A 26,994-nucleotide genomic window follows, 5' to 3' on the forward strand; every position below is an offset into this window, starting at 1 on the left:
GCCACCACCGGACGGGCTACTGCGCGATGACGGACATGATGTTGCCGGCCGGGTCGGTGAACCAGGCGATGGTGGGACCGTTGCCGCGCATGATCCCCTTGTCGTCCTGCGGGAACCCCGGGTAGCGGGCGAACTCCACGCCCTTCGCGGTCAGCTCCTCGACCGTTCGGTCGACGTCGGCGACCGGGAAGTTGAGCACGGTGAAGGCGGCCGGGGTGTGGTCCGCCTTGGGATAGACCAGGACGTCCCGGTCCCCGGCGAGATGCAGCGTCAGCAGCCCGCCCGCGCCCCCGGTCTGCGACACCCGCAGGCCGAGGGTGTGCTCGTAGAACTCGCGGGCGCGGTCGGTGTCGTCCACCGAGAAGCCGCTGAACGCCGGGGTGTCCCTGAACATGGTCGTCTCCGTTCCAGCCGTGGTCGCGCCGTACCTGCGGTCAACGACGCGGGGACGTCCGGGAGTCGCACGCGGGCCGGGCACATGGTGAGCCGGCGTACCCGGCGCGGTGCGCCGTCAATCCTGCGGGACCGGCTCCTGCGGAACCGGCTCCGTCGGCACCGCGACGTGCAGGCGCAACTGGGGAACGAGCATGTCGTCGACGTCCAGGGCACGGCCTGCGCCGTCGGGCTCCCAGCCGGTGCCGGTGAGGAACTTCCGGGTCGCCTCGTCGCCGTCGAACGCCCAGGCGACGGCCCGGGTGAACCCGTCGGTACGCCAGAGGTCGACCGTCGCCGCCAGCAGCCGGCTGCCGTGCCCGCGCCGTCCCCAGCGCGGCTCGACCAGCAGGTCGGTCACGGCCGCGACGTCCGGACCGAGCGACTCGGCGGGCTCCTCGGGGGCGAGCGCCTCCGCGTCGGCCGGACCGGAGGCGGCGAAGCCCACCAGATACGATGATTCGGCCTGCTCGACGGCGACCAGCACCCGGTGGGCGGCCGATGGCGGCTCCTGCACCGCGGCGGTCCACCGTCGGGCGAGGTACGCCTCGTCCAGGTTGTCCAACACGTGCCGTGGCAGGATCCTCCGGTAGGCGACCCGCCAGGTCGCGAGCTGGATGCGTGCGATCTCGGCGGCGTCCTCGGGACGCGCCGGGCGGACGTACCCCAGAGCCATGGGACGCAAGCCTACGCAGGGCGAGGGAGGCGACGGTGCCCCAGGGTGCCAGACGGACGGTCGGGCAGGTCGGCTTCGTCGTCGTGCTCGCCGTGGTGGTGGCGTGGTTCCTCTCCGTGGCCGCCGAACGACACGGCTTCTTCGACCTGGAGGTCTACCACGGCGCGCTGTCGTACTGGGTGCACGACGGCGGGGAGGTCTACGACTACCTCAAGCCGCGCAGCAAGTACGGCTTCACGTACCCTCCGTTCGCCGCGCTGGTCATGCTGCCGATGGCGTACCTCTCCTGGAACGTGGCGATCCTGGTCAGCGTGGCGTTGAGCGTGCTGGCCAGCACCGTGGTGATCTGGTGGCTGCTCGACCCGGTCGCGGTCCGGGCCGGGTGGACCCGCTGGTTCACCCTGGCCGTGGCGCTCTGCCTGGCCGCCGCCTACGAGCCGATGCGCGAGACGGTCAACTTCGGCCAGGTCAACATGCTGCTGCTCTTCCTGGTCGCGGTGGACCTGCTCTGGCTCGCCCCGCGCGGCAGCCGCTGGCTCGGGGTGGGGATCGGCCTGGCCACCGCGATCAAGCTGACCCCCGGCATCTACCTGGTCTACCTGCTGGTCACCGGGCGCTGGCGGGCGGCGGCCACCGCCACGGCCGTCGCGGGCGGAACGACCGTGCTGGCCGCCGCGCTCTTCCCGGACGCCTCCCGCGAGTACTGGACCCAGGCGTTCTGGAACACCGACCGGGTGGGCGAGCTGGCGTTCATCTCCAACCAGTCGTTGCAGGGCGTGGTGGCCCGGCTCGACCCGGGGCACCCCAGCACCCCGCTCTGGTTGCTGCTGGTCGCGGTAACCGTCCTGGTCTGGGCCCGCCGGAGCCGGGCGGCGGTGTCCGTCGGCGACGAGGCGACCGGGTTCGCCCTGACCGGTGTGGTGATGTGCCTGGTCAGCCCGGTGACCTGGGTGCACCACCTGGTCTGGCTGATCCCGGCGCTGATCCTGCTGGTCGACAACGCGATGGCCGCGCCGGCCGGTGGTCGCCGCCGTCGTGCCCTGCTCGCCTTCGCCGCCGTCGCGTACCTCGTGCTGATCAGCCGGCTGGTCTGGCACTGGGAACGCGGCTTCGGCGGCGTGGACGGCTTCGTGTTCAGCAACTTCTACGTCTGGATCAGCCTCGCGCTCCTGGTGGCCCTGCCGATCCGCCGGTCCGCGCCGGGCCCGGCAGCTGGCCCGCCGGGCTCAGTCGTCGTGGACACGGCCGGTGTACCGCAGCTCCGCGAGGGCGAGCGGGGCGCGTCCACCGGACAGCGGTACCGGATAGGTCGACTCCTCGCCGTCCGGTGACAGCCCGGCCCGCGCGTAGAACCGGCGGGCCCGCGCGTTGTCGGCGAGCACCCAGACCCGGTACGCCGTCCATCCGCGCTCGGCGAGCCCGGACCGCGCCGCCGCCAGCAGCGCGACCGCCGTCCCGTCGCCCCAGCTGGTCGGGTCGACGTAGAGCCCGACCACCTCGCCGCAGGTCGGATCCAGCTCCGCCCGGCTCTGGTTGATCCGGTACGGACCGAAGGTGGCGAACCCGGTCACCCGCCCGCCGGACTCGGCGAGCAGCGTGGTGAACGGGTTCTCCGGGTCGGCGGTGGCCATGTCCCGCCGCCGCTGTGCCCAGGCGGCGACGTTGAGCCGGCCGAGCACCTCCGCCGGCATGATCCCGGCGTAGCCGGCCTGCCAGCCCCGTACGTGCACCCGGGCGACCGTCTCGGCGTCGTCGGGCTCCTCCCGGCGGATGGTGAGCATCTGACCGTTCTATGCCGCCACGGCCCCGGGGTCCAGCGCTTTGCCCCGTGTCGTGCCGCCCGGAGTCGACCGTGCTGCCGGAGTCGTGTCGTACCGCTCGGCTAGGGTGCCCGGCGATGACCGCACCGGAATCGCTCTCGCTCGCCCAGGCCCGGCGGGTGGCGCTGGCCGCCCAGGGCTTCGCCGACCCGGCGCCCGCCGGCATGCCCACCCGCCGGCACCTGCGTCGGGTGCTCGACCGGGTCGGGCTGATCCAGATGGACTCGGTGAACGTGCTGCAACGGGCGCACTACCTGCCCCTCTACAGCCGGCTCGGGCCCTACCCGACCGAGCTGCTCGACCGGGCCGCCTACCGCCCGCCCCGGGATCTCTTCGAGTACTGGGGCCACGAGGCGTCCCTGGTGCCGGTGACCCTGCACCCGGCGTTGCGCTGGCGGATGGCGCTGGCCCGGGAGAAGGCCTGGGGCGGCATGCGGCGGATCGTCCGCGAGCAGCCCGAACTGGTCGCCTGGGTCCGGGACGAGGTCGCCGCCCGGGGGCCGCTCACCGCCGCCGAGGTCGAGCACGACGCACCCCGGGAGACCGGCAACTGGGGGTGGAACTGGTCGGTGGTGAAGCAGGCCCTGGAGTACCTCTTCTGGGCCGGCGAGGTCACCGCCGCCGACCGGACGACCGGCTTCGCCCGCCGGTACGACCTGCCGGAGCGGGTGCTCCCGGCCGAGGTGCTCGCCGCGCCGACCCCCAACGACGCGGACGCGTGTCGCACCCTGGTCGCGGTCGCGGCCCGTTGCCTGGGCGTGGCCGCCGAGCCGGAGCTGCGCGACTACTTCCGCCTCTCGGCGACCGCGACCCGGCGGGCGCTCGCCGAGCTGGTCGAGGCGGGGGAGTTAGCCCCGGTCACCGTCCAGGGCTGGCGGCAGCCGGCGTACCTGCACGCCGAGGCCCGACTGCCCCGCTGGATCCGGGCGAACACCCTGGTCAGCCCCTTCGACCCGGTGGTCTGGGAGCGGGCCCGCGCCGAGCGGCTGTTCGACTTCACCTACCGCATCGAGATCTACGTGCCCGCGCCGAAGCGGGTGTACGGCTACTACGTGCTGCCGTTCCTCCAGGGGGACCGGTTCACCGCCCGGGTCGACCTGAAGGCCGACCGGAAGGCGAAGGTGCTGCTGGTGCCGGCGGCGTGGGCCGAACCCGGCGTCGACGTCGGCGAGACCGCGCTCGCCCTCGCCGCCGAGCTGTACCGGTTGGCCGGCTGGCTCGGGCTCGACGCGGTCGCCCCACCGGCCGCCGGGGACCTGGCCGGGCCGCTCGCCGCCGCGTTGGCCGGCACGGCCGGTGTACCGTGAGCACGTGACGAGCGTTGACGGACCGGCCGCCCAGCCGGCCCCGCCGAGCCCACCGGCCGCCCCACCACCCGGACCACACGGGCACGGGCCACACGGGCACCCGCATCCGCATCCGAACTGGCCGGCGGGCGTGGTCCAGGTCGCCGAGCCGGACCGGTTCACCCGTTTCGTGGTCCGTCTCTACGAGCGCGCGCCCCGCTGGGCGGTGCCGTTGGCCGCCCTCGGCTGCGTCGGCCTCGGCGTGGCGTACGCCATGATCAGCGACCCGACCCGGTCCGCGCCGGACGCGCTGCCCACCTGCCTGCTGAAGCTCACCACCGGACTGGACTGTCCGGGCTGCGGCGGCACCCGCGCCCTGTGGTACGTGCTCCACGCCGACCTGCCGGCCGCCGCCCGGCACCACTTCCTCTTCGTCTTCGCGCTGCCCTTCCTGGCCTACCTCTTCGTCGCATGGGGGACGAAGCAGGCGTTCGGCTGGAAGCTGCCGCAGCTGCGGATCAGCCCGAAGATGATCGGTGGCTTCCTGGTGGCCTGGCTGTTCTTCTCGGTGGCCCGGAACCTGCCCTGGGCCCCGTTCACCTCGCTCTACGTCTGAGCACCCGGACGCGGCGGCCTGCGGCGCACCGTCTGCGCGGGCAGCTCGACAGCGCTGCGGCGGCGACCCCGGCCGCCGGAGTGACCGGCGAGACGTGGAACACGTGTGGGGCGCGGCGGGCGGCGTCGGCGGTGAATCCGCAGGTGACGGCCGGTGGGCCGGCGTCGGTGGAGCCGGGCGGGGCCGCTACAGTCCGAGGAATGCCGGAGATGGTGCAACCCCAGGTCAAGCTCGTCGCGTGGACCCACTTCGAGGCTCCCGACGACGTGCCGTGGTCGACCGACGCCGACGGCGGACAGGCGCTCGCCGAGTTCGCCGGCCGGGCCTGCTACCAGAGCTGGAAGAAGCCGAACCCGGCGACCGCCACCAACGCCGGCTACCTGGCGCACATCCTCGAGGTCGGCCACCTGTCGGTGCTGGAGCACGGCTCGGTCAGCTTCTACTTCAGTGGCGTCTCCCGCTCGTTCACGCACGAGCTGATCCGGCACCGTCACTTCTCCTACTCCCAGCTCTCCCAGCGGTACGTGCCGGAGCGGGACGCGGCGATGGTCGAGCCCCGGGTGATCGCCGAGGACCCGGAGCTGCACAAGCGCTTCGTGGAGGCGGCCGAGGCGAGCGTGCGGGCGTACACCGAGCTGCTGGAGGGCCTCGAACGGCGCTTCGCCGACGAGCCCAACCCGACCCTGCGCCGTAAGCAGGCGCGGCAGGCGGCCCGCGCGGTGCTGCCGAACGCCACCGAGACCCGGATCGTGGTGTCCGGCAACTACCGGGCGTGGCGGCACTTCGTCGCGATGCGGGCCACCGAGCACGCCGACGTGGAGATCCGTGAGCTGGCCGTGGAGTGCCTGCGGCAGCTCCAGCGGGTCGCGCCGAACGTCTTCGGCGACTTCGTCGTCTCGACCCTGCCCGACGGCACCGAGGTCGCGGCGAGTCCGTACGCCGAGCGTTCCTGAGCCCTTCCCCGCCGGGGGCGTCCGGGTCGGTTGCTAGGTTGTCAGCATGACCCACGACCACCCTGCCGCCTCCGAGCGGGCGCCGTCGCGTCCCTTCGGGCGACTGCTCACCGCCATGGTGACCCCGTTCACCGCCGACGGCTCCCTCGATCTCGACGGCGCCGCCCGGCTGGCGACCCACCTGGTCGACGCCGAGGGCAACGACGCGCTGGTGGTCAACGGCACCACCGGCGAGTCGCCGACCACCACGGACACGGAGAAGGAACGCCTGATCCGGGCCGTGGTCGAGGCGGTCGGGGACCGGGCCCAGGTGGTCGCCGGAGTCGGCACGAACGACACCCGGCACACCATCGAGCTGGCCGCCGCGGCGGAGAAGGCCGGGGCCAACGGGCTGCTCGTGGTGACCCCCTACTACAGCAAGCCGCCGCAGGCCGGAGTGCTGCGCCACTTCACCGCGGTCGCGGACGCCACCGGCCTGCCGGTGATGCTCTACGACATCCCGCACCGGGCCGGGGTGGCCATCGCCACCGACACCCTGGTGCGGCTCGCCGAGCACGGCCGGATCGTGGCCGTCAAGGACGCCAAGGGCGACCTGACCGCCACGAGCTGGGTGACCAGCCGGTCCGACCTGGCGATCTACAGCGGTGACGACGCGATGACCCTGCCGACGCTGGCCATCGGCGGGGTCGGCCTGGTCGGCACCTCCACCCACTTCACCGGCGCGCTGACCAAGCAGCTGATCGAGCGGTACGACGCGGGCGACGACGCCGCCGCGCTGGCGCTGCACCGGCGGCTGCTGCCGCTGTTCACCGGCATCTTCCGCACCCAGGGCACGATCCTGGTGAAGGCGGGCCTGCGGGCGTCCGGGCTGCCGGCCGGCCCGGTCCGGTCGCCGCTGGTGGACGCGACCGACGACGAGATCGCCCAGCTCCGCGCCGACTGCACGGCGGCGGGCCTGGACCTACCCTGATGACAACACGACACGGCGGGCGCCGGGTGCCGGCCCCGCAGAATGAGGTGGCCGCGTGACCGAGGCGCACATCGAGGCGGAGCTTCCCCCGCCGCTTCCGGAGGGTGGCCTGCGGATCATTCCGCTCGGCGGGCTCGGCGCCATCGGGCGGAACATGACCGTTTTCGAGTACGACGGCAAGCTGCTCGTCGTCGACTGCGGTGTGCTCTTCCCCGACGTGGAGCAGCCCGGCGTGGACCTGATCCTCCCCGATTTCGCCCCCATCCTGGACCGGCTCGACGACGTCCAGGCGATCGTGCTCACCCACGGGCATGAGGACCACATCGGCGCGGTGCCGTACCTGCTCGCGCACAAGCAGGACATTCCGCTGGTCGGTTCGCAGTTCACCCTCAGCCTGGTCGAGGCGAAGCTCGCCGAGCGCCGGATCGAGCCGTACACCCTGACCGTGCGGGAGGGCGGCCGGGAACGGCTCGGCCCCTTCGAGTGCGAGTTCTTCGCGGTGAACCACTCCATCCCGGACGCGCTCGCGGTGGCCATCCGCACCCCGGCGGGGCTGGTCCTGCACACCGGTGACTTCAAGATGGACCAGCTCCCGCTGGACGGACGGATCACCGACCTGGCCGGCTTCGCCCGGCTCGGCGCGGAGGGGGTGGACCTGCTCCTCTCCGACTCCACCAACGCGGAGATCCCCGGTTTCGTCACGCCGGAGCGGGAGATCGGCCCGGTCCTCGACTCGATCTTCGCCAAGGCGAAGGGCCGGATCATCGTGGCCTCGTTCGCCTCGCACGTGCACCGCGTGCAGCAGGTGCTCGACTCGGCCGCCGAGCACGACCGCAAGGTCGCCCTGATCGGCCGTTCCATGGTCCGCAACATGGGCATCGCCCGCGACCTCGGCCTGCTCAACATCCCGCCCGGTCTGGTGGTCGGCCTGGACGAGGCGACCAGCCTGCCGCCGGAGCGGATCGTGCTGATGTCCACCGGCTCGCAGGGCGAGCCGATGAGCGCGCTCGGCCGGATGGCCAGCGGCGACCACCGGCACATCACCATCGCCCCCGGCGACACCGTCGTGCTGGCCAGCTCCCTGGTTCCCGGCAACGAGACCTCGGTGTACCGGGTGATCAACCGACTCGCCCGGGCCGGTGCGGTCGTGGTGCACAAGGACGTCGCCAAGGTGCACGTCTCCGGCCACGCTCCCGCCGGTGAGCTGCTCTACCTGCTCAACGTCGTCCGACCCAGCAACCTGATGCCGGTGCACGGCGAGTGGCGGCACCTGCGGGCGCACGCCCGGCTGGGCATCGAGTCCGGCGTCGACCCCGACCGGGTGGTGCTCTGCGAGGACGGCGACGTGGTCGACCTGGTCGACGGCCGGGCCAGCCTGGTCGGGCACGTGACCAGCCGCTACGTCTACGTCGACGGGTTGGCTGTCGGGGACGTCGGCGAGTCGCTGCTGACCGAGCGGCGGATCCTCGGCGACGGTGGCTTCATCGCCTGCACCGTGGTGGTCGACTCGGTCACCGGCAAGGTGGTCGGCGGGCCGACCGTCTCGGCCAAGGGCTTCTCCGAGGACCCGGCGGCGTTCAACGCGGTCGTGCCGCTGGTCACCGAGGTGCTCAACCGGGCCGCCACCGACGGGATCACCGACCCGCACCAGCTCCAGCAGATCGTCCGGCGGACGGTCGGCCGGTGGGTCAACGACGCCTACCGGCGGCGGCCGATGATCGTCCCGACCGTGGTCGAGGTCTGACCGGCCCGGGTGGTCCGGCGGCCTGCCGGACCACCCGGGACTCCTGCTCAGCCGTGGGCGACCAGCGTGTTCAGCTCCGGGTACGGCACCCCGCCGGCCAGCGAGGTGTACGTCCCGGTCGCCAGCACCTCCGCCGTCGCCCGCCGGACCAGCCCGTACGCGGCGGCGGCGAGCGAGTGGCCCAGGCTGATCCGGGCCACGCCGAGCCGGGCCAGTTCGGGCACCGGGGGCGCGGTCGGTCCGGCCAGCACGTTCAACGGCGCGTCGATCCCCGCCACCAGCGCGGTGATCGTGGGCGCGTCGACCACTCCGGGCACGAAGATGACGTCCGCCCCCGCTTTCCGGAACGCCTCGGCGCGGCGCAGTGTCGCGGTGAGCCGCTCCGCCGGGTCACCGATCTGTCGCAGGTAGGTGTCGACGCGGGCGTTGACGACGAGCGCGACCCCCACCTCCTCGGCGGCCCGCCGGGCGGCCCGGAGCCGGGCGCACTGCTCGTCGACGTCCCGCAGTCCCGGACCGCCCGACGCGCCGTCCTCCAGGTTGACGCCGACCGCCCCGGCGGCCAGCACCTCCCGGACCGTTCCGGCCACCCCCTCGGGAGTGTCGGCGAATCCGGTCTCGATGTCGGCGGTCACCGGCACGGTCACGGCCGCGGCGACCCGGGCGACCAGGTCGATCGCCCGGCCCCGGTCGAGCCGGTCGCCGTCCGGGGCACCGAGGCTCCAGGCCACGCCGGCACTGGTGGTGGCGACCGCCGTCGCCCCCGCGGCGACGACGATGCAGGCGGACGCGACGTCCCAGGCGTTGGCGAGCACCAGCGGCTCGCCGGGGCGGTGCAGGGTGTGCAGAAGTGCGGCTCGTTCCCGGAGAACTTCGATCATCGGGCGAGTCCATCAGGTAGCGCTCGGGAAGGCGCGCGGATTTCGGACATGATGGCGCCGCCGTCGCCGAACCCGGTCAGGGTAGGGCGGCGACCGCCTCGGCGTACGCGACACCGGTGGTGACCGCCGCGTCGACCAGCACCTCCACCTGCGCCGGAGCAACCCCGTGCGCCAGGTCGGTGGTGAGGTCCCCGGCCAGGACCAGTTCGTTCTCCACCTCGTGCACGTACGCCTTGGGCTGTAGCCGGTCCCGGTTCCAGGCGTTGACGAACTCGTACGCCTCGGCGCGCCGCCCGGCCGACAGCCGACGGGTGGCCACCACCCGGGTGTGCAGGATCTCCGCCCGTGACCCGACCCGCTCGAACCTGATCATCGCCTCGCCCCAGCGCCCCACCACGGTGCCCGCCGGGTCGACGGCGCAGCGGTCGCCCCGCCGCTCCAGCGCGGCGACGACCATGGCGACGGTCAGCGGCACCGGCTCGCCGGGTGACCCGGGCCCGTCCGGCTCCGCGTCGACCGGCCCGGACCCGGCGTCGTCCGGTGCCGGTTCGGCGGGGAGCGGGGCCGGGACGCCGGCGCGGGGCCGTTCGGCCAGCCGGGCCGCCACCTGGCCGGACTGGTGGCCGGTGCCGTTGCGGGCGTCGAAGCGCCCGGCGAGGTCGGTGGCGGTGGCGAGCAGTTCCGCGCCGAGCGCCGCGACGTCCCGCCCGCCGGCGCTCCCGGCCGAACGGACCAGCCCGAACACCTCGGCCAGCCGGGTCGCGTGCCCCAGCCCGAGCGCGTCGACCGGCCACGACTCGTGTCCCCGCCGCGCCGGGCCGGGGTGTCCCGTCGGCCGGGTGGACCGGGGTGGCCCGGCGTCCGGCTCCGCCTCGTCCGGCTGCCCGGTCGGGTCGGGCGCCCGGACCAGACCGGACTCACCGGCCAGTCGACAGAGCAGCGCCCCGGCCGCGGCGAACTCCATCGCGGACCTCTCGTCCGTGGGCCGGGCCAGCCGGGGCAACTGCTCGACGAGGATCTCCAGCCCGCGCGCCGGGTGCCCGCCGAGCGCGCAGAACAGCAGGTGCGCGGGGAGGTGACCGAAGGCCGACCACTCCCGCCGGTGCCGCCGGTACGCGCGCACGTGCGCCCGCCCCGCGTCGTCGTACCGCCCCGACCGCAGGTACGGCAGGAGCAGGGCGGCCAGGGCGGCCTCCGGCTGGTCCGTGCAGTCGCCGGGATCGGTGGTCAGCGGTTCCAGCATCCGTACCGCCTCGGCCCACTCACCCCAGCCGGTGAGCAGCCCGGCCTGGCGTACCGCCGCACAGGCCACGCAGCCGTGACCGGGCCCGGCGGCCCGCCAGCGGGCGAACCACGCCCGGGCGGCCGGTTCGTCCCCCAGGTGGTCGGCGAGCCGGCAGCGCAGCTCGGCCACCGTCCCGGGCTCCGCCCCGGCCAGCCTCCGGTCGAGGTCGTCCAACAGGAAGCGGGCCTGGTCCAGCCCGATCCGGGGACTGCCGGGCAGCGCCTCCACGGCGGCGTGCTGGCCGCGCAGCAGCGCCGCCGTGTCCTCCGCGCCGAAGAGGGCGGGATGCCGGTCCACGGTGGCGAGACACCGGTGCAGCGGTTCGACCGACCGCCACCGCTCACCCCGGAACCGGTGCGTCTCGACGAGCGCGAGCCGGGCGTCGACGCCGAGGCGGACCTCCCCGGCGGCGTCGGCGTGTGCGGCGATCCGTTCCAGCTCGGCGACTTTCGCCTCCCCGTCGGGCAGGTCCCGGGCCGCGTCGAGCGACTCGCGCCAGGCGCCGCCGTTCACGCCCGGGCCCCGTCGGTCAGCTCGGTCACGGCGGCGGCCAGTCGGCAGCCGGCGGAGATGCCCCGGTCGAGGAGGTGGTCGAGCTGGTGCGGGGTGACCCCCCGTTCCAGGTCGGTGATGACCTCGCCGCAGATCCGGGCCCGCCCGTCGTCGTCGACCTCGACGAACGCCTTCGGCCAGTACCGACCCTGGTTCCAGTCGTTGCAGAAGGCGCGCAGCGCCGGAACGTGCTCGATTCCGAACAGCGGCGCGGCGACCGTCCGCACCTGGAGCACCTCACCGGCCCCGCCGAGCCGACGGAACCAGACCAGGCTCGTCCCCCAGCGGCCGACGAGGTTGCCGTCGGCGTCCGGGTGGCAGGCGTACCCCCGGGTGGCCAGCACCGCCGCCACCAGTTCCCCGGTCAGCGGCCGCAGGGTGTGTGGGTGTCCGGCCAACGGACCGTCCCCGAGCTCCGGCGGCACCATCCCGGCACCCTCCCTGAGGTTCCTGAGGCGAATATCACGGCCGAGTGCCGAAAGTGCGCTGCGACGCACGGACACGACGGTAAAAGCGGCGAATCCCCGGGTCGCGCCGTTACCGTGACTCTATGGCGGGCCGTACCTCTCAGGCGAGCCGGCGACGCGGCGCGTCGCCGCGCGGTACCACGAACAGTCGTGCCCGCCAGCCGGCGAAGAAGACCCGCGCGCCCGCCCGGGGCCGCCGTCCGGCGGCCCGTCCCGCGCCGGCCGCCTACCTGGGACGTGCGATCACCAGCGCCTGGATGGGCCTGGCGCACGGTGTCGGGTGGACGGTCCGGGCCGCCGGACGGCAGGCCGCCACCGCCCGCGAGGTGGGCCCGGAGCACCGGCGCGACGGCGCCGGCCTGCTCCTGTTCGGACTCGCGATCCTCAGCGCGGTGGCGATCTGGTTCTCCGGGGCGGGACCGGTCGGGGCCCGGCTGGCGGACAGCGTCCGACTCTTCCTCGGCGCGATCTCCGTCGTCGTGCCCGTGCTGCTGACCATCGGCGCGTGGCGGATGATGCGCGAACCCGCCGACCCGGCGCACCGGGGGCGCGGCCTGGTCGGCTGGGGCTCCATGATCGTCGCCACCGCCGCGATGCTGCACATCGGGCAGAACCCGGCCCGCCAGGCCGAACGCGACTACGCCGGTGGGCTGGTCGGCATGGGCGTGGGCGGGCTGCTGGAACGCGCGGTCACCGCCTGGGTGGCCGTACCGCTGCTCATCCTGCTGCTGGTCTTCGGCCTGCTGGTGGTCACCGCGACCCCGATCAACAAGGTCCCCGAGCGGCTCGGCCTGCTCACCGGTGGGGTGCTCGGCGTGCCGCCGGCCCCGGCCGGGGAGGAGGTCGAGGCGGTGGAGGTGGTCGAGAAGCCCGCCCGCCGCCGTCCGGCCCGTAAGGCCGCGCCGCCGCCGGAACCGGTCGACCCGGCCGAGATCGACGACGCGTACGCCGACGACGTCGACCTCCAGGAGACCCTGGTGCTGCCCCGCAAGCCGCCGGCCCGGGTGCCCGCCGCCCGGCGCAGGTCCGAGCCGCCGGAGCACTCGACGCCGCCCACCCGGGCCGAACAGCTCGCGCTGACCGGGCTGGCGGGCGACTACACCCTGCCCCCGGCCAACCTGCTCAACACCGGCGCCGCGCCGAAGAGCCGGAGCAAGGCCAACGACGAGGTGATCGCCGCCCTCACCGGGGTGTTCGACCAGTTCGGGGTGGACGCCGAGGTCACCGGCTTCACCCGGGGTCCGACGGTCACCCGGTACGAGGTCGAGTTGGGTCCCGGCGTCAAGGTCGAACGGATCACCCAGCTCTCCCGCAACATCGCCTACGCGGTGAAGTCCCCGGACGTGCGGATCCTCAGCCCGATCCCGGGCAAGAGCGCGGTCGGCGTGGAGATCCCGAACACCGACCCGGAGAACGTGGCCCTCGGTGACGTGCTGCGCTCCCGGACGGCCACCAGCGACCTCCACCCGATGCTGGTCGCCCTCGGCAAGGACATCGAGGGCGGCTACGTGGTGGCCAACCTGGCGAAGATGCCGCACATCCTGGTGGCCGGGGCCACCGGCGCCGGGAAGGCGCTGGCCCTGGACACTCCGATCGCCACCCGTGACGGCTGGTCCAGCATGGGCGAGCTGCGGGTTGGCGACCAGGTGTTCGACGAACACGGTCAGCCGTGTCGGGTGCTGGCCGCGACGCCGGTCATGCACGACCGTCCCTGCTACGAGGTGGAGTTCTCCGACGGCACCGTCATCGTGGCGGATGCCGACCACGAGTGGCGCACCACGACGCGGGCGGAACGGACCCAGCGCAGGCACCAGTGGAGGGACGGCTCCTACTGGGCGGCCCCGGACCGTGACCTGGTGAGTCGTCGCGCGGCCGAGGTGCTGGCGGAGCCGGATCGTCCGGTCTCCAGCGGCGAGGTACTGACGGATCTCGGCGAGCAGTTCAAGAACATCCTTTATCAGATTCTTCGTGGTGTACCCAAGGAGCAGGTACTCAGTCGAGCGCCGTACGAGCGGGGCGGCCGCCTGATCACCCGATGGGTCCCCACCTATTCCCGGCACGCGGTGTACCGGGCGCTCTCCCTGCGGGTGCTCGATCCAGGCCGGTCGGCGACCAGGAAGTCGTACGACGAGTCGACGGTGACGACGAAGGAGATCGCCGAAACCCTCCGGGTGGGACCGAACGGAGAGTGGGTGAACCACGCCGTCGCCGTCGCCGGCCCACTGGAGTGTCCCGAGCAGGAGCTTCCCGTCGCCCCGTACACCCTTGGCTGTTGGTTGGGTGACGGGACGACCGGCTCCGCAACACTGACCTGCGCCGACCGTGAGATCTTGGAGCAGATCCGCCTGGACGGCTACGAGGTCACCGAACATGCCCGTGGCAAGATCCAGTACACCCTCTCCAACCGGATGGACAGGAGCCGGCGAATCGCCGAAGCGTTGCGGCTCGTCGATCGCGGTATGAGTGGGCCAGCAGCGGCCAGACACGTCGGCGTGTCGATTACTGCCGTCTACCTCGCGCGGAAGCAGGAAGGGCAAGCGGACTGGGAGACACCGGACGCGCCATCCAGCCGCCCCCGGAGGCCGTACCGGACGGTACGGGCGCTCCTCCGCGAGATCGGTGCGAAGCACATCCCACCCGCCTATCTACGGGCCTCCGAGGCGCAACGGCGGGCGCTGCTCGCCGGTCTGCTGGACACTGACGGCACTGTCTCGAAGCGGGGTGGTGTGGAACTCGCGCTCACCAACGAGCGGCTTGCCCGGGATGCCCTCGAACTCGTCCTCGGCCTCGGCTATCAGGCGACGATGACGACGAAGGCGGTAGCGGGGAGAAGCCCGGAATCCTCCGTCTGCTACCGGATCCACTTCACACCTCGGGACAAGGTCTTCCGGCTGTCCCGGAAGCTGAGCCGTCAGAACACCGCGAATCGTCCCAGCACCGCGCGTCGCTACATCGTCGCTGTTCGACCGGTTCCATCGGTACCGGTACGGTGCATCGAGGTCGACAGTCCGAGCCATATGTATCTCGCCGGTCGCTCCCTCGTCCCGACGCACAACTCGAGTCTGCTGAACTCCCTGCTCGTCTCCATTTTGACCCGGGCCACCCCGGACGAGGTCCGGCTGCTGCTGATCGACCCGAAGCGGGTCGAGATGACCAGCTACGAGGGCATCCCGCACCTGGTCACGCCGATCGTGACCAACGCGAAGAAGGCCGCCGACTCGCTGGAGTGGGTGGTCCGCGAGATGGACATGCGCTACGACGACCTCGCCGCCAACGGGGTCCGCCACATCGACGACTTCAACCGCAAGGTGCGCAACGGCGAGATCAAGGCCCCGCCGGGCAGCGAGCGGGAGATGAAGCCGTACCCGTACCTGCTGGTGATCGTCGACGAGTTGGCCGACCTGATGATGGTGGCACCGCGTGACGTGGAGGACTCGGTCGTCCGGATCACCCAGCTCGCCCGGGCCGCCGGCATCCACCTGGTGCTTGCCACCCAGCGCCCCTCGGTCGACGTGGTCACCGGTCTGATCAAGGCGAACGTGCCGTCCCGGCTGGCGTTCGCCACCTCGTCGCTGGCCGACTCGCGGGTCATCCTCGACCAGCCGGGGGCGGAGAAACTGCTCGGCCGGGGCGACGGCCTCTTCCTGCCGATGGGCGCGTCGAAGCCGATCCGGATCCAGGGCGCCTGGGTCACCGAGCAGGAGATCACCGACGTCGTCAAGTTCTGCAAGGAGCAGCGCGAGCCGGAGTTCCGTCCGGACGTGCTCACCCCGGCGCAGGACGGCAAGAAGAAGATCGACGAGGAGATCGGCGACGACCTCGACCTGCTGGTGCAGGCGATCGAGCTGGTGGTCACCTCGCAGTTCGGGTCCACCTCGATGCTCCAGCGCAAGCTGCGGGTCGGGTTCGCCAAGGCGGGCCGGCTGATGGACCTGATGGAGACCCGGGGGATCGTCGGCCCGTCCGAGGGCTCCAAGGCCCGCGACGTGCTGGTCAAGCCGGACGAGCTGGAGGAGGCCCTCGCCGCCCTCCGGACCGCCGACAGCTGACCCCTCGCCCTGCCCGCAGCGACCCCGCACTCCTTTGCCCCAGGTGGTTGCAGGGGACCCTTCCTACCGCTTTTTGCCGAGGAGGGGTCCCCTGCAACCACCCGAGCCCCAGCCCGCCCCACCCACCCACCCCCGAGCCCAGCCCGGCAGGCGCGGGTGTTCCGGGTCGGTACGTTCGAGGGCCCGCCGGAGACCGGCGGGCCCTCGGGGCCGAACGGGTGCGCGGGAAGCTCAGTTGAGCAGGGCGGCGACGAGCAGCGCGCCGACGACCGCGCCGACCACGCTCGCGATGGCGGCGTACCAGCCGAGCGGCTTGTCGCCGAGCACCGCGCCGACGATGCCGAGCACCAGGCCCGCCACCCCGAACAGCAGCGGGGAGAGGAAGACGGCGAGCACGGCGAAGACGAAGGCCAGGATCGTGCAGATCCGGGCGGCGTTGCTGCGCGGGCGGGCGGTGGTGTGGATGTTCGCCATGTCGTCCTCCGGGTACGAAACCTTCCGTTGTCGACCTGTCTCTACCCATCCGGCCGGTCCGCTACGCGTGGCCGCCGGCTCCCCGACCGGACGCGTCGCCGGGAACCCCGCGCCGGCCTAGTGGAAGACCTTGAGCCCCACCACGCCCGCCACCACCAGCAGCAGGCAGGCCAGCCGGGGGAGGCTGGACGACTCGCCGAGGGCCAGGATGCCGACGGTCGCGGTGCCCACCGCGCCGATGCCCACCCAGACCGCGTATCCGGTGCCGACCGGGATCTCCCGTAGCGCGTACGCGAGCCCGGCCATGCTCAGCACCAGCGTGACCGCGAAGACCACGGTGGGAACGGGGCGGCTGAATCCGGCGCTGCGGTCGAGGGAGATCGCCCACGCGGTCTCCAGGAGCCCGGACACCACCAGTGCGAGCCAAGCCATGACGTCACCCCTGTCAGTTATGCCCGGGACAGCCCGGACGAGTTGAGGACCACCTGTCCGGGGGCGTCTTCGCGTTACCGGGTACGCCCACCACTCGTCCGGGACACCAGGGTCGGGGTGTCGACGTCGACCGTAGCACCGTTGCGCGGGGCCGGGCCGGAGCGGATGATCGATGCCACGGGTTGACCTGAAGCTGCCTTCATGTTCAAGGATTGGCGGTTATGACGCTGTTCTTCACCGACCGGGAGGTGGCCGCCGTCCTCGACGCGCCCAGCACGGTCGACGCCATGCGGGCCGCCCTGCTGGCCGCGTACGAGGGACGACTGGTCGCCCCACCCCGCGCGTCCGCCCCGCTGGGCGGGGGCCGGATGGTGCTCACCGCCGGCCACCTCACCGGCGAGTGGTACGGCTTCCGCTCCTACGACACCTTCGGCCACCCCGAGGCGGAGCAACTCGTCGTGCTGCACGACGGCCGGACCGGCGCGGTCCGGGCGGTCGCCGTCGGGGCGGAGCTGGGTTCCCGGCGTACCGGTGGACTGGGCGGGGTCGCGGTGGACGCGCTGGCCCGGCCGGACGCGTCCACCGTCGGCGTGATCGGGGCGGGCGGGCAGGCGTGGACCCAGGTCTGGGCCGCCGCCGCGGTCCGTGGACTGCGCGAGGTGACCGTGTACTGCCGTACCCCGGCCGGCCGGGAGCGGTTCGCCGCGCGGGTCCGGGCCGAGCTGGGCGTGCCGGCCCGCGCGGTGGCCACCGCCGCCGAGGCGGTACGTGACCGGGACGTCGTGGTGCTCGCCACCACCAGCCCGACTCCGGTGCTCGACGCCCGCGACCTCGCCCCGGGCACCCACGTCAACGCCGTGGGGTTCAAGCAGCACGGGCGCGCCGAGTTCGGCATCGACCTGCTGGACACCGCCGACGTGCTGGTCACCGACTCGACCGCCCAGGCCGGCGCGTACGAGCCGCCGATGCTCGCCGCCCGGCCGCCGTACGCCGGTCGGCTGGCCGAGCTGGGTGCGGTGCTGGCCGGCGCGACGGCCGGACGGGCCGACCGGGACGACGTCACCGTCTTCTGCTCGGTGGGCCTGGGCGGCACCGAGGTCTTTCTCCTCGACCGGCTCGTCCGACTCGCCGCCACGGTGGTGGCGTGACCGACGGCGGGTGGCTCGGCGGCGTGCCGGGCCCGTCGCGGCACCGGGTGTCGACGGGTGACCCCGTCCCGCCCGGTACCCTCGGGTGGTGTCTGCCACCTCCCCTTCCGCTGACGGTCGCCGGGTCGCCCTGCTGACCCTGGGCTGTGCCCGCAACGAGGTCGACTCGGAGGAGTTGGCCGCCCGCCTGCACGCCGACGGCTGGCAGGTGACCACCGACGGCGAAGGGGCCGACGTGGTGGTGGTCAACACCTGCGGCTTCGTGGAGAAGGCCAAGCAGGACTCCATCCAGACCCTGCTGGCCGCCGCCGACACCGGTGCGAAGGTGGTCGCGGCCGGCTGCATGGCCGAGCGGTACGGGCGGGAGCTGGCCAGCAGCCTGCCCGAGGCGCAGGCGGTGCTGAGCTTCGACGACTACCCGGACATCTCCGCCCGACTGACCTCGGTGGTCAATGGCGAGGCCGTCGACGCGCACACCCCGCGTGACCGGCGTGAGTTGTTGCCGCTCACCCCGGTGGCCCGTCGGGACAGCGCGGTGTCGCTGCCCGGACACGGCACCGGAGTCCGCACCGAGGCCCCGGAGACCGACGCGCACACCCCGGCGCACCTGCGGCAGATCCTGCGGCGTCGGCTCGACACCGGCCCGGTCGCCTCGCTGAAGCTGGCCAGCGGTTGCGACCGGCGCTGCGCGTTCTGCGCGATCCCCGCCTTCCGGGGCGCCTTCGTCTCCCGTACGCCGGACGAGCTGCTCGCCGAGGCGGAGTGGCTGGCCAAGACCGGCGTCCGCGAGCTGGTGCTGGTCAGCGAGAACTCCACGTCGTACGGCAAGGACCTGGGCGATCCCCGGGCCCTGGAGAAGCTGCTGCCCCAGCTCGCCGCGATCGACGGCATCGTCCGGGTCCGGGCGAGCTACCTCCAGCCCGCCGAGACCCGTCCCGGCCTCGTCGAGGCGATCGCCACCACTCCCGGTGTGGCGCCGTACTTCGACCTCTCCTTCCAGCACTCCAGCGAGCCGGTGCTGCGCCGGATGCGCCGCTTCGGCTCCACCGACCGCTTCCTGGAGCTGCTGGCCAGCGCCCGCGAGCTGGCCCCGGAGGCGGGCGCCCGGAGCAACTTCATCGTCGGCTTCCCCGGCGAGACCCGGGGCGACGTCGACGAGCTGGTGCGTTTCCTCACCGCCGCCCGGCTCGACGCGATCGGCGTGTTCGACTACAGCGACGAGGACGGCACGGAGGCCGCCGACCTGCCCGGCAAGCTCTCCGCCGCCACCGTCAAACGCCGGTACGACAAGCTCAGCGCGCTCGCCGACGAACTCTGCTCGCAGCGCGCCGAGGAACGGCTCGGCTCGACCGTCGAGGTGCTGGTCGACTCGGTCGACGGCGGCGTGGTCGAGGGGCGGGCGGCCCACCAGGCCCCCGAGGTGGACGGCTCCACCACGCTGGTCGCCCCGTCGGAGGGCGGGGTCGACCTGGCGGCGCTGCGGCCGGGCGATCTGGTCCGGGCGACGGTCACCGGCACCGAAGGGGTGGACCTGATCGCGGTACCGGATGAGATGATCTCGGCGGCGCCCGGCGCGGCACGGTGACGGCGGGCCCTGACGGAGCGGGGGAGCCACGTGGTGCGGTACCGGGAACGCCGGATCGGGGCGTCCACGTGACCGGGACGGCCGACTCGACCCCGCCGGCCGTGGTGGCCCCGGTGCCGGTGCTCAACGCGGCCAACGCGTTGACCGCGCTGCGGCTGTTGCTGGTGCCGGTCTTCATGGCGCTGGTGGTCGTCTCGGAGATGACCCACGCCGACTGGCGGGTGGCGGCCTGCCTGGTCTTCGCCCTCGCCTCGGCGACCGACTTCGTGGACGGCTGGATCGCCCGCCGGTTCGCCCTGGTCACCTCGGTCGGCAAGGTCGCCGACCCGATCGCCGACAAGGCGCTCACCGGGGCCGCCCTGCTGCTGCTCTCCTGGTACGCGGTGCTCCCCTGGTGGGTGACCGTGGTGATCCTCACCCGGGAGCTGGGGGTCACGCTGATCCGGTTCTGGGTGATCCGGCACGGGGTCATCGCCGCCAGTCGGGGCGGCAAGGCCAAGACCGCGCTGCAGATCCTCGCCATCGTCTGGTATCTCTGGCCGGTGCCCGGCGACCTGGCCGCCGTCGGCCCGTGGATCATGGCCGCCGCGGTGGCCGTGACGGTGCTGACCGGCTTCGACTACGTCGCCCGCGCGATGCGGCTGCGTACCACGCGGTGAACCGTCGGTGCGGCCGGGTGCCGCGGTGAACCGTCGCCCTCGCCGGTTCGTCCGGGCACTTCGGGGGAAGGAATGCGGACATGGTGGTAGGCAGCGATGACACGACGGGGCAGCGCGGCGCGGCCGGCCGGCCGGTGACCAGTCCCGCGGCCGGGGTCGTGCACCGGCTTTCCGAACGGGGGGAGACCCTCGCGACGGTGGAGTCGCTGACCGGCGGGTCGCTGGCCGCGTCGATCGTCGAGATCGCCGGGGTGAGCGGGATCTTCCGGGGCGGGCTGGTGGTGTACGCGACGGAGTTGAAGGCCCACCTCGCGGGCGTACCCGAGGGGCTGCTCGCCGACCGCGGACCGGTCGACCCGGACGTGGCGGTCGCGCTCGCCGAGGGCGGGCGAGCGCGGTGCGCCGCCGACTGGGGGCTGTCGACCACCGGGGTGGCCGGCCCGGAGCCGCAGGACGGCAAGCCGGTGGGGCTGGTCTTCGTCGCGGTCGCCGGCCCGAACGGGACGGCGGTCCGCGAACTCGACCTCGACGGTGGCCGCGACCGGATCCGGTCGACCGCCGTCGACGAGGCGTTGCGGCTGCTCACCGAGCGGATCGTGGCCGCCGGGGAGGCCGCCGCCAGCGCTGCCTGCTGACCGCGGCGGGGCAGGAGTCCGGGCGGGGTGGTATGTCGTGGGGGCCCACAGCGGGTACGGTTGCGGGAAGGCTCCGACGGAGCGGAATCGGTGTCGGGACGCCTGACGGCGCCCGGCGCGATCCGGTCGCCGGGCAGAGGTCCTGTCAAGGAGGTGCGATGGTCCTGCTACGCCGGGTGATCGGTGACGCACTGCGGGCACGCCGGCAGGGTCAGCACCGCACCCTGCGCGAGGTCTCCTCGGCCGCGAACGTCAGCCTGGGCTACCTCTCCGAGATCGAACGCGGCCACAAGGAACCCTCCAGCGAACTGTTGGCCGCGATCTGCGACGCGCTCGGCGCCCGCCTCTCCGAGGTCCTCCGCGAGGTCAGCGACACGGTGGCGCTGGCCGAGCAGATGCCGGGCGTGCTGGTGCCGGTCGCCGACGAGGCGGCCGAGCCGGTGGGCCGCCCGACGGTCCGCAAGGTCGCCCCGCAGGGCGTCCGACAGGTCACCGCCGACGGTCCGGTCTCGGTCGCCGTCCGACAGGACTCGCCGCTGAAGGCCACCCTGCGCACCACCCGGGTCCGCCCGGCCGAACGGGATGTGGTCTGCGCCGCCTGACCGGCCCGATCGCCGCGTGGTCGACCTGGCGTCGGCCGCGTAGGGTTGATCAGCAGGTCGTCCGGTCCGCGCCAAGGCCGCCGCCACTGGCGCCCGGCTGCGACGATGGATACGCCGCCGGCGTGCCGGGCGGTCCGTCCGGCACGAGTCACCGGGCGCAGCGACGCGACTGAGGGGATACCGCGGAGATGGCGAACCCGTTCGTCAAGGGTTGGAAGTACCTCATGGCGCTGTTCGGCGCCCGGATCGACGAGCACGCCGATCCGAAGGTGCAGATCCAACAGGCCATCGAGGAGGCGCAGCGCCAGCACCAGGCGCTGGTGCAGCAGGCCGCGGCGGTGATCGGTAACCAGCGCCAGCTGGAGATGAAGCTCTCCCGGCAGATGTCCGAGGTCGAGCGCCTCCAGGGCATGGCTCGCCAGGCCCTCGTCCTGGCCGACCAGGCCCGGGGCAAGGGCGACGAGACCGAGGCGACGAAGTACGAGCAGTCCGCGCAGACCCTCGCCACCCAGCTCGTCTCGGCGGAGCAGGCCGCCGAGGACCTGAAGACCCTGCACGACCAGGCCATCGGTGCGGCGGCCCAGGCCCGGCGGGCGGTGGAGAACAACTCGATGATCCTCCAGCAGAAGCTGGCCGAGCGCACCAAGCTGCTCAGCCAGCTCGAACAGGCCAAGATGCAGGAGAGCGTGGCCCGCTCGCTGGAGTCGATGTCGGCCCTCACCGCACCCGCCAACACGCCCAGCCTCGACGAGGTGCGCGACCGGATCGAGCGGCGGTACGCCAACGCGATGGGCCGTGCCGAACTGGCCGGGAACTCGGTCGAGGGCCGGATGCTGGAGATCCAGAAGTCCGCGCTCGACACGGCCGGGTCGTCCCGGCTGGAGCAGATCCGGGCCAGCATGTCCGGCGAGCAGTTGGCCGGCCGGCAGCAGCAGGCCGGCGTCGAGCAGGCGGCACCGGCCGCCGACCCGGCCGCGGCGGCCCGGCTGGACGAGATCCGGGCCAGCATGGGCCGCGACCGGGGCACCGGGGACACCACCGCCGCCGGATGAGCGGCCGGGTCGAGGAGGCAGGCGTGGCAGACGAGCGAGCACGGTACTTCCGTCGGCTGCACCGGTTGCGCCGGTCCGCCCGACGGTGGAGCGTCACGGCCGGCGGGCTCGGCGGCGCGGCGGCGGTCCTCACCCCGTACGCCGGGCTCGGCCTGCCCGACGCGGCGTGGGCCGGCGCGGCGGGGAGCGCCCTGATGCTGGCCGCCTGGCGCTGGATCGACCTGCGGGCCCACGCGGCGCGGCCGGCTCCGCCCCCGCTCGACCCGGCCGAGGCCGCGGCCCGCTCCCGGGCCCGACTCGTCGCCACCGTGGAGCGGCTCCCGGCCGGTCCGAACCTGCTCGCCGAGGTGCGCCGGGCCCGGGCCCGGATCGCGCTGCGCGGCACCGCCGCGGCGGAGCCGTGGGCCCGGCTGGACCGGGCCGCGTTGACCCTCGCCGGAATGGCGGGCCGGCTCACCGGGCTGGCCGACCCGGCGGTGCTCGAAGCGGCTGCGGCCGACCGTTCCCTGCGGGACCTGGCCGAGCGGGTGGCGAGTGTGGAACGGGCGGTGCGGCTCGCCCCGTCACCGGCCCGCGAGTCGCTGGCCGAGACCCACCGGATCCTGGTCGGGCAGCTCAACGACGGGGTGGCCGCGTACGAGCGGCTCGTCGTCGCGGCGGCCGGCTACGTCGCCGAGGACGCCCGACCGGGTGGCGGCCACCCGGCCGCGTCCCGGCTGACCGAGGCGACCGACCTGCTGCACGGGGTGGCGTCCGCGTTGGCGGAGCTGCGTGCGGTCGGCGACCCGCAACGGGCCGCGAGCCACTGACCCGCCCCGGTGCCGCCGGACCGGCCTGCGCCACTGACCCGCCCCGGTGCCGCCGGACCGGTCCGAGCCACTGACCCGCCCCGGTGCCGCCGGACCGGCCTGCGCCACTGACCCGCCCCGGTGCCGCCGGACCGGTCCGAGCCACTAGCCCGCCCCGGTGCCGTCGGACCGGTCCGGGGTGGTCACCGGCACCGGGCCGGTGAACGCCGAGCTGCCCACCACGTTGAACGCCCGCACCCGGTACCAGTAGGTGACCCCGCGTCCGAGGCCGGTGTTGGTGAAGCCGCGTCCGGAGACGGTGAACGTGGTCAGCTCCTGGGAGAAGGCCGGGTCGGCGGCGCGTTCGACGACGAACCCGTAGCCCGCCCCGGTGGCGGTGCCGGAGGTCCAGCGCAGGATCACCGTCGCGCTCTCCGGGGCCGTCGCGCAGGCCGTGGCGATCACCGTGGTCGGGGTCCTCGGCACCGGCGGGGTGGTCACCACCCCGACCGTGGACCAGGGCGAGGCGGTGCCCAGGTAGGTGGTGCGGACCCGGTAGTAGTAGGTGGTCTCCGGGGCGACCGTCGGGTCCAGGTACCGGTCGGTGACCCCGACCGCCGTGGTGCCGGGTCCGCTGGTGAAGGTCGGGTTGGTGGCCCGCTGCACGTCGACGCCGGTGGCGAAGGAGCGGTTGGTCCAGCGCACCGCGATCCGGAGCGGCGCGGCGGCGGCGACGACCGCGCCCAGTCCGGTCGGCGCGGCGAGCCGGACCGCCGCGATGACCTCGTTCGACCAGGCCGAACAGGCCACCGCGTTCTCCCTGCGGATCCGGTAGTGGTAGGTGACGCCCGGGGTGACGGTGGCATCGACGTACCGGGTCGCGGTGGCGGCCACGGCCAGGACGGTGACCGGCCCGGCGAAGGTGGCGTCGGTGGCCCGTTCCAGCCGGTGCCGGGTGGCCGGCGGGCGGTCGCCGTTGCCGGTCCAGGCCAGCGCGATCGCGGGCAGCGCGATGGCCGAGCCCGGGACCGGGGTGGCGGTCAGCCCGGTGGGTGCCCGGGGGGAGACCCGCACCACCAACGGACGGTCCATGCCCTGGTCCCGGTGGGCGGCGAGCTGGCTGTGCCAGTGGTACTCCCAGCCCAGGTCGACCGGGCGGGCGTCGGCGCGGGTCGGGTCGATCCGGCGGCGACAGTCGCCGACGGTGAACGGCAGACCGGGCGGGACGGGTCGTACCGCCACCACCACGTCCTCGTGCGGGTCGACCCGGACGGTCTCCTTCCAGCCCCGCTCGTCGGGTGCCGGCGGGCGGACGGTGCCGTCCCGGGCGACCCGGTTGACCAGTTGCACGTCACCGCCGCCGAGGTGCAACGGCTGGGTCAGCTGACCTTCGCCCCGGATCCGCCAGAGCTGGGTGCCGTCGGCGGGTGACCCGACCGGCACGGCCGGGTCGGTGGCGTACAGGATCTCGGTGGGCGGGTCGTCCGGTTCCCGGGTGACCGGGTCACCGTCGGGCGGGTCGGAGCGGGCGACGGGGCTCCCGACACCACCACCGGGACGGGGGAGCGGGGCGGCGAGTCGGCCGGTCAGCCGGCCGTGGCCCGGCTCGAAGACCTGCCGGACGGCCCGGTCGGCCACCGGCAGGACGACCGGGGCGGTCGCGCCGACCGGGGTGAAACTGACCGACGTGGCGTGCACCGGGACGGTCGTCTCCCGCTCGGTCCGGGTGCCGAAGGCCCGGTCGTAGGCCGGTTGCGGCACGATCGGCGGCGGTTGGCTGGCCGCGTACGCGGCGGGCAGCCGGTCCCGGAGCCGGTCCAGGTCGTACCGGTCGGCCGGAGCGCCGGCCACCCGGAACTGGAGCAGGGTACGGGTGTCCGGGCCGTACCCGGGCACCGCGCCGGGTGATCCGGCGTGGTGGTCGTACCGGGGGTCGCCGCCGGGGAGCGGCGCCGGACAGTCGTTGTAGAGGATCAGCGTGCTGCCCGGGGGCACGGCGGCGAAGTCGACGACCACGTCGGCCCGCTCGCCGGGGGTGAGCAGCAGGGTGTGCCCGTCGACGTTGAGCACGGCCGGGTCGAGCCGGTCGTACCGGTAGCCGACCGGACGGTTGGCCAGCACCACCGGGGCGGGCAGCAGCCCGCACTCGTTGCCGATCCGGATGATCTCCGGGCCGACCGCCCGGGGGTCCGGGACGCCTCCGTCCCGCCCGTCGGTCGGCCAGTGCGCCGGGTGGCCGGGGCCGCGGACCGCCTCGACCATGGGCACCTCGCCCGCCCCGGCGTCGGCGAGACTGCCGTCGACGTGCCACATCGGCTGGTCCGAGCGGGCCCGGTAGAGCTGGAGGTTCAGGCTCCGGTCCGGGCAGGCGTTGAGGATCCGGAACCGGTAGGCCCGGGGCTCGACCGTCAGGTACGGGTAGGCGACGCCGTTGACCAGCGGGGTGTCCCCGTACACCTGGGGCACCGCCGACGGGTGCGGCACGCCCGGGGTCAGCGGCGGCTGGTCGGGCGCGGCGACCGGGTCGTGGTACGGGTTCGGCGCCGGACCGTGCCGGACGGCGGCGGCCTCCGGGTGCCGGCACCACGGGCCGTAGTCCCAGCGGCCGGTCGGGTTCCGTCCGTCGGGGCGGAACGGGTTCTGCCGTGGCTGGTAGACGTGCGGGTACCAGAGGCTGCCGCAGGCGCCCCAGCGGCCCCGGTCCCAGGTCGGGTCCTCGGCGGCGAGTTGCGCGTCGTCCGGGACGAAGGTCCGGTCGGTGATCACCAGCGGGACCTGGTCGGCGGGGAGGACACCGTCGGCGACCAGGCTTTCCTCGGCGGGGTCGACGAGCAGGTACGGGGCGAGCTGGCCGGAGTGCGTGGTGAGCCGGGACAGGCCGAGGGTGTTGTCGTGGAACCACATCAGCCGGCCGCTCTGGTCGTTCGGGTAGTACAGCGTGGTGGCTCCGGCCCCGGGCGGCGGCATGTCCGGCACGGGGGTCAGCCCGGGACCGGTCGGGTACGGGGTGATCTCCCCGGCCGGGGTGATCCACTGGGTGGGGTTGCCGGCGCTGATCCAGGCGGTCCGGGCCCCCTGGAGGCGGAGCACCGCCCGGTTCTGCGGATACGGTGCCGGCCCGTCCAGCGGGCCGGTCCCGGCCCCGGGCACGGTCGTGTCGACCGGCAGGAACAGCTCACCGGCCCGCCCGGTGGGCAACTGGTTGATGAACTTGATCCGGACCGGCCGGTCGCGATACGCCACGATCATCGGCCCGACGTGGTACGCCCGCGCGGGCGGGCCGACGGTGTTGTGCCCGTACCGGTCGGTGCCGAGGTTGACCTGGCGGTATCCGCGCAGCCGGGTCGGCGGCAGGTCCCGGTGCAGGCGTTGGACGTACTCCTGGAGGCCGATCTCGTAGTAGTCGCAGCCCGGGTAGCTGATCGTGTCGGGTACCGCCACCGGCAGGTAGCCACCCAGCGCGTTCGCCCGCTCGGGGCCCGTCCCGGGCAGCGCGTCGACGAACTTGCGCAGGCCGGTGCCGGGGATCACCCGACCGGTGCCGTCGAACCGGGGACGGGGGCTGGTGGCGACGTTCGGCTCCGGGCCGAAACAGCGCGGCACGGCTTCCGGGTCCAGGGCGGCCGGCGGGTCCGGCACGGTGTCCGGAACCGGTTCGACCCCGTCGGCCGGCGGGGCCGCCGGGCCGGGCGCGGGCGGGGTGGCGGTGTTCCGGGCCGCCGGGACCGTCCCGGGCGCCGTCCGGGCGGGGCGGGATCTGCGGAAGATGGCCATGGTGTCCCCCGGGGACAGGGGTACGACGACCGCCACCCCGGTGTGGGGAGGTCGCACCCGTGGCGCCGCGCTGACGGTGGGTGAGCGCGTAATCGCAGCATGCGACAGACTCCC

The 26,994-nt window shown here is 73.8% G+C and carries 22 protein-coding genes, 1 pseudogene and 1 riboswitch; of the genes and pseudogenes, 14 read left to right on the plus strand and 9 right to left on the minus strand.

Annotated features, from left to right (window positions below; all coding sequences use genetic code 11):
- Positions 1 to 16: 16 nt before the first annotated feature.
- Positions 17 to 394, minus strand: coding sequence for a VOC family protein (locus QSK20_RS04725; RefSeq protein ID WP_285787317.1), 378 nt, complete (start codon positions 392 to 394; stop codon positions 17 to 19).
- 117 nt (positions 395 to 511) lie between these two features.
- Complete coding sequence (locus QSK20_RS04730) at positions 512 to 1,108, minus strand: GNAT family N-acetyltransferase (RefSeq protein ID WP_285787318.1); 597 nt, start codon at positions 1,106 to 1,108, stop codon at positions 512 to 514.
- A gap of 35 nt (positions 1,109 to 1,143) precedes the next feature.
- On the opposite strand from QSK20_RS04730, the gene QSK20_RS04735 reads away from it, so the two are divergent.
- Complete coding sequence (locus QSK20_RS04735; protein WP_285787319.1) at positions 1,144 to 2,439, plus strand: glycosyltransferase 87 family protein; 1,296 nt, start codon at positions 1,144 to 1,146, stop codon at positions 2,437 to 2,439.
- On the opposite strand, the gene QSK20_RS04740 is transcribed toward QSK20_RS04735, so the two are convergent.
- Complete coding sequence (locus QSK20_RS04740; RefSeq protein WP_285787320.1) at positions 2,335 to 2,889, minus strand: GNAT family N-acetyltransferase; 555 nt, start codon at positions 2,887 to 2,889, stop codon at positions 2,335 to 2,337. The genes QSK20_RS04735 and QSK20_RS04740 overlap by 105 nt on opposite strands.
- A gap of 116 nt (positions 2,890 to 3,005) precedes the next feature.
- Between QSK20_RS04740 and QSK20_RS04745 the strand changes: the two genes are divergently transcribed.
- The 5 genes from QSK20_RS04745 (at position 3,006) to QSK20_RS04765 (ending at position 8,497) form a co-directional block, all read left to right on the plus strand.
- Positions 3,006 to 4,235: a winged helix-turn-helix domain-containing protein gene (locus QSK20_RS04745; protein WP_285787321.1), complete on the plus strand. Its 1,230-nt coding sequence runs from the start codon at positions 3,006 to 3,008 to the stop codon at positions 4,233 to 4,235.
- A complete protein-coding gene (locus tag QSK20_RS04750) occupies positions 4,225 to 4,830 on the plus strand; it encodes a DUF2752 domain-containing protein (RefSeq protein WP_502888845.1) in 606 nt (201 codons plus the stop codon). Before QSK20_RS04745 ends, QSK20_RS04750 begins: the two co-directional genes overlap by 11 nt.
- A 209-nt stretch (positions 4,831 to 5,039) precedes the next feature.
- Positions 5,040 to 5,783, plus strand: a complete 744-nt coding sequence (gene thyX, locus QSK20_RS04755) for an FAD-dependent thymidylate synthase (RefSeq protein WP_285787660.1) — start codon at positions 5,040 to 5,042, stop codon at positions 5,781 to 5,783.
- A 46-nt stretch (positions 5,784 to 5,829) separates the two neighbouring features.
- Positions 5,830 to 6,753: a 4-hydroxy-tetrahydrodipicolinate synthase gene (dapA, locus tag QSK20_RS04760; protein ID WP_285787323.1), complete on the plus strand. Its 924-nt coding sequence runs from the start codon at positions 5,830 to 5,832 to the stop codon at positions 6,751 to 6,753.
- Between the two features lie 55 nt (positions 6,754 to 6,808).
- Positions 6,809 to 8,497 (plus strand): ribonuclease J, encoded by a 1,689-nt coding sequence (locus QSK20_RS04765; protein ID WP_285787324.1) that lies wholly within the window; start codon positions 6,809 to 6,811, stop codon positions 8,495 to 8,497.
- A gap of 47 nt (positions 8,498 to 8,544) precedes the next feature.
- Here the strand turns inward: QSK20_RS04765 and QSK20_RS04770 are convergent, their stop codons facing one another.
- The 3 genes from QSK20_RS04770 to QSK20_RS04780 form a co-directional block, all read right to left on the minus strand.
- Complete coding sequence (locus QSK20_RS04770) at positions 8,545 to 9,378, minus strand: isocitrate lyase/PEP mutase family protein (RefSeq protein ID WP_285787325.1); 834 nt, start codon at positions 9,376 to 9,378, stop codon at positions 8,545 to 8,547.
- Between the two features lie 76 nt (positions 9,379 to 9,454).
- Positions 9,455 to 11,176: a type III secretion system chaperone family protein gene (locus QSK20_RS04775; protein ID WP_352232274.1), complete on the minus strand. Its 1,722-nt coding sequence runs from the start codon at positions 11,174 to 11,176 to the stop codon at positions 9,455 to 9,457.
- A complete protein-coding gene (locus QSK20_RS04780; protein ID WP_285787326.1) occupies positions 11,173 to 11,643 on the minus strand; it encodes a type III secretion system chaperone family protein in 471 nt (156 codons plus the stop codon). Before QSK20_RS04780 ends, QSK20_RS04775 begins: the two co-directional genes overlap by 4 nt.
- 122 nt (positions 11,644 to 11,765) lie before the next feature.
- Between QSK20_RS04780 and QSK20_RS32230 the strand changes: the two are divergent.
- Positions 11,766 to 15,713 (plus strand): annotated as a pseudogene (locus tag QSK20_RS32230) (DNA translocase FtsK 4TM domain-containing protein); the annotation flags it as partial.
- Positions 15,714 to 15,962: 249 nt separating this feature from the next.
- On the opposite strand, the gene QSK20_RS04790 reads toward QSK20_RS32230, so the two are convergent.
- On the minus strand, positions 15,963 to 16,205 hold the full coding sequence (locus QSK20_RS04790; RefSeq protein WP_285787328.1) for a hypothetical protein: 243 nt from the start codon (positions 16,203 to 16,205) through the stop codon (positions 15,963 to 15,965).
- 117 nt (positions 16,206 to 16,322) lie between these two features.
- Positions 16,323 to 16,637: a DMT family transporter gene (locus tag QSK20_RS04795; protein ID WP_285787329.1), complete on the minus strand. Its 315-nt coding sequence runs from the start codon at positions 16,635 to 16,637 to the stop codon at positions 16,323 to 16,325.
- Between the two features lie 57 nt (positions 16,638 to 16,694).
- Positions 16,695 to 16,762: riboswitch (guanidine-III (ykkC-III) riboswitch) on the minus strand.
- Between the two features lie 96 nt (positions 16,763 to 16,858).
- Here QSK20_RS04795 and QSK20_RS04800 point away from each other — a divergent pair.
- The 7 genes from QSK20_RS04800 (at position 16,859) to pspM (ending at position 23,127) form a co-directional block, all read left to right on the plus strand.
- Positions 16,859 to 17,785: an ornithine cyclodeaminase family protein gene (locus tag QSK20_RS04800; RefSeq protein ID WP_285787330.1), complete on the plus strand. Its 927-nt coding sequence runs from the start codon at positions 16,859 to 16,861 to the stop codon at positions 17,783 to 17,785.
- An 85-nt stretch (positions 17,786 to 17,870) separates the two neighbouring features.
- Positions 17,871 to 19,370, plus strand: coding sequence for a 30S ribosomal protein S12 methylthiotransferase RimO (gene rimO, locus QSK20_RS04805; RefSeq protein WP_285787331.1), 1,500 nt, complete (start codon positions 17,871 to 17,873; stop codon positions 19,368 to 19,370).
- 68 nt (positions 19,371 to 19,438) lie between these two features.
- Positions 19,439 to 20,029: a CDP-diacylglycerol--glycerol-3-phosphate 3-phosphatidyltransferase gene (pgsA, locus tag QSK20_RS04810; protein WP_285787332.1), complete on the plus strand. Its 591-nt coding sequence runs from the start codon at positions 19,439 to 19,441 to the stop codon at positions 20,027 to 20,029.
- An 80-nt stretch (positions 20,030 to 20,109) separates the two neighbouring features.
- Positions 20,110 to 20,664 (plus strand): CinA family protein, encoded by a 555-nt coding sequence (locus QSK20_RS04815; protein WP_285787333.1) that lies wholly within the window; start codon positions 20,110 to 20,112, stop codon positions 20,662 to 20,664.
- A gap of 158 nt (positions 20,665 to 20,822) precedes the next feature.
- On the plus strand, positions 20,823 to 21,266 hold the full coding sequence (locus QSK20_RS04820; RefSeq protein WP_088980118.1) for a helix-turn-helix domain-containing protein: 444 nt from the start codon (positions 20,823 to 20,825) through the stop codon (positions 21,264 to 21,266).
- A 188-nt stretch (positions 21,267 to 21,454) separates the two neighbouring features.
- On the plus strand, positions 21,455 to 22,318 hold the full coding sequence (locus QSK20_RS04825; protein WP_285787334.1) for a PspA/IM30 family protein: 864 nt from the start codon (positions 21,455 to 21,457) through the stop codon (positions 22,316 to 22,318).
- Between the two features lie 23 nt (positions 22,319 to 22,341).
- Positions 22,342 to 23,127: a phage shock envelope stress response protein PspM gene (gene pspM / locus QSK20_RS04830; protein ID WP_285787335.1), complete on the plus strand. Its 786-nt coding sequence runs from the start codon at positions 22,342 to 22,344 to the stop codon at positions 23,125 to 23,127.
- A gap of 144 nt (positions 23,128 to 23,271) precedes the next feature.
- Here pspM and QSK20_RS04835 read toward each other — a convergent pair whose 3' ends face one another.
- Complete coding sequence (locus QSK20_RS04835; protein ID WP_285787661.1) at positions 23,272 to 26,880, minus strand: multicopper oxidase domain-containing protein; 3,609 nt, start codon at positions 26,878 to 26,880, stop codon at positions 23,272 to 23,274.
- Positions 26,881 to 26,994: the final 114 nt, after the last annotated feature.

It is taken from the genome of Micromonospora sp. NBRC 101691 (assembly GCF_030269285.1).
GTDB classification, from domain to species: Bacteria; Actinomycetota; Actinomycetes; order Mycobacteriales; family Micromonosporaceae; genus Micromonospora; species Micromonospora echinospora.

Excerpts from the sequence above, each read along its gene's own strand:
- QSK20_RS04815 (WP_285787333.1), top strand. The coding sequence starts at position 20,110 with ATGGTGGTAGGCAGCGATGACACGACGGGGCAGCGCGGCGCGGCCGGC.
- QSK20_RS04820 (WP_088980118.1), top strand. The coding sequence starts at position 20,823 with ATGGTCCTGCTACGCCGGGTGATCGGTGACGCACTGCGGGCACGCCGG.
- QSK20_RS04730 (WP_285787318.1), bottom strand. The coding sequence starts at position 1,108 with ATGGCTCTGGGGTACGTCCGCCCGGCGCGTCCCGAGGACGCCGCCGAG.
- QSK20_RS04800 (WP_285787330.1), top strand. The coding sequence starts at position 16,859 with ATGACGCTGTTCTTCACCGACCGGGAGGTGGCCGCCGTCCTCGACGCG.
- QSK20_RS04795 (WP_285787329.1), bottom strand. The coding sequence starts at position 16,637 with ATGGCTTGGCTCGCACTGGTGGTGTCCGGGCTCCTGGAGACCGCGTGG.
- QSK20_RS04740 (WP_285787320.1), bottom strand. The coding sequence starts at position 2,889 with ATGCTCACCATCCGCCGGGAGGAGCCCGACGACGCCGAGACGGTCGCC.
- QSK20_RS04770 (WP_285787325.1), bottom strand. The coding sequence starts at position 9,378 with ATGATCGAAGTTCTCCGGGAACGAGCCGCACTTCTGCACACCCTGCAC.
- QSK20_RS04780 (WP_285787326.1), bottom strand. The coding sequence starts at position 11,643 with ATGGTGCCGCCGGAGCTCGGGGACGGTCCGTTGGCCGGACACCCACAC.
- QSK20_RS04745 (WP_285787321.1), top strand. The coding sequence starts at position 3,006 with ATGACCGCACCGGAATCGCTCTCGCTCGCCCAGGCCCGGCGGGTGGCG.
- dapA (WP_285787323.1), top strand. The coding sequence starts at position 5,830 with ATGACCCACGACCACCCTGCCGCCTCCGAGCGGGCGCCGTCGCGTCCC.
- thyX (WP_285787660.1), top strand. The coding sequence starts at position 5,040 with ATGGTGCAACCCCAGGTCAAGCTCGTCGCGTGGACCCACTTCGAGGCT.
- QSK20_RS04825 (WP_285787334.1), top strand. The coding sequence starts at position 21,455 with ATGGCGAACCCGTTCGTCAAGGGTTGGAAGTACCTCATGGCGCTGTTC.
- QSK20_RS04725 (WP_285787317.1), bottom strand. The coding sequence starts at position 394 with ATGTTCAGGGACACCCCGGCGTTCAGCGGCTTCTCGGTGGACGACACC.
- QSK20_RS04790 (WP_285787328.1), bottom strand. The coding sequence starts at position 16,205 with ATGGCGAACATCCACACCACCGCCCGCCCGCGCAGCAACGCCGCCCGG.
- QSK20_RS04835 (WP_285787661.1), bottom strand. The coding sequence starts at position 26,880 with ATGGCCATCTTCCGCAGATCCCGCCCCGCCCGGACGGCGCCCGGGACG.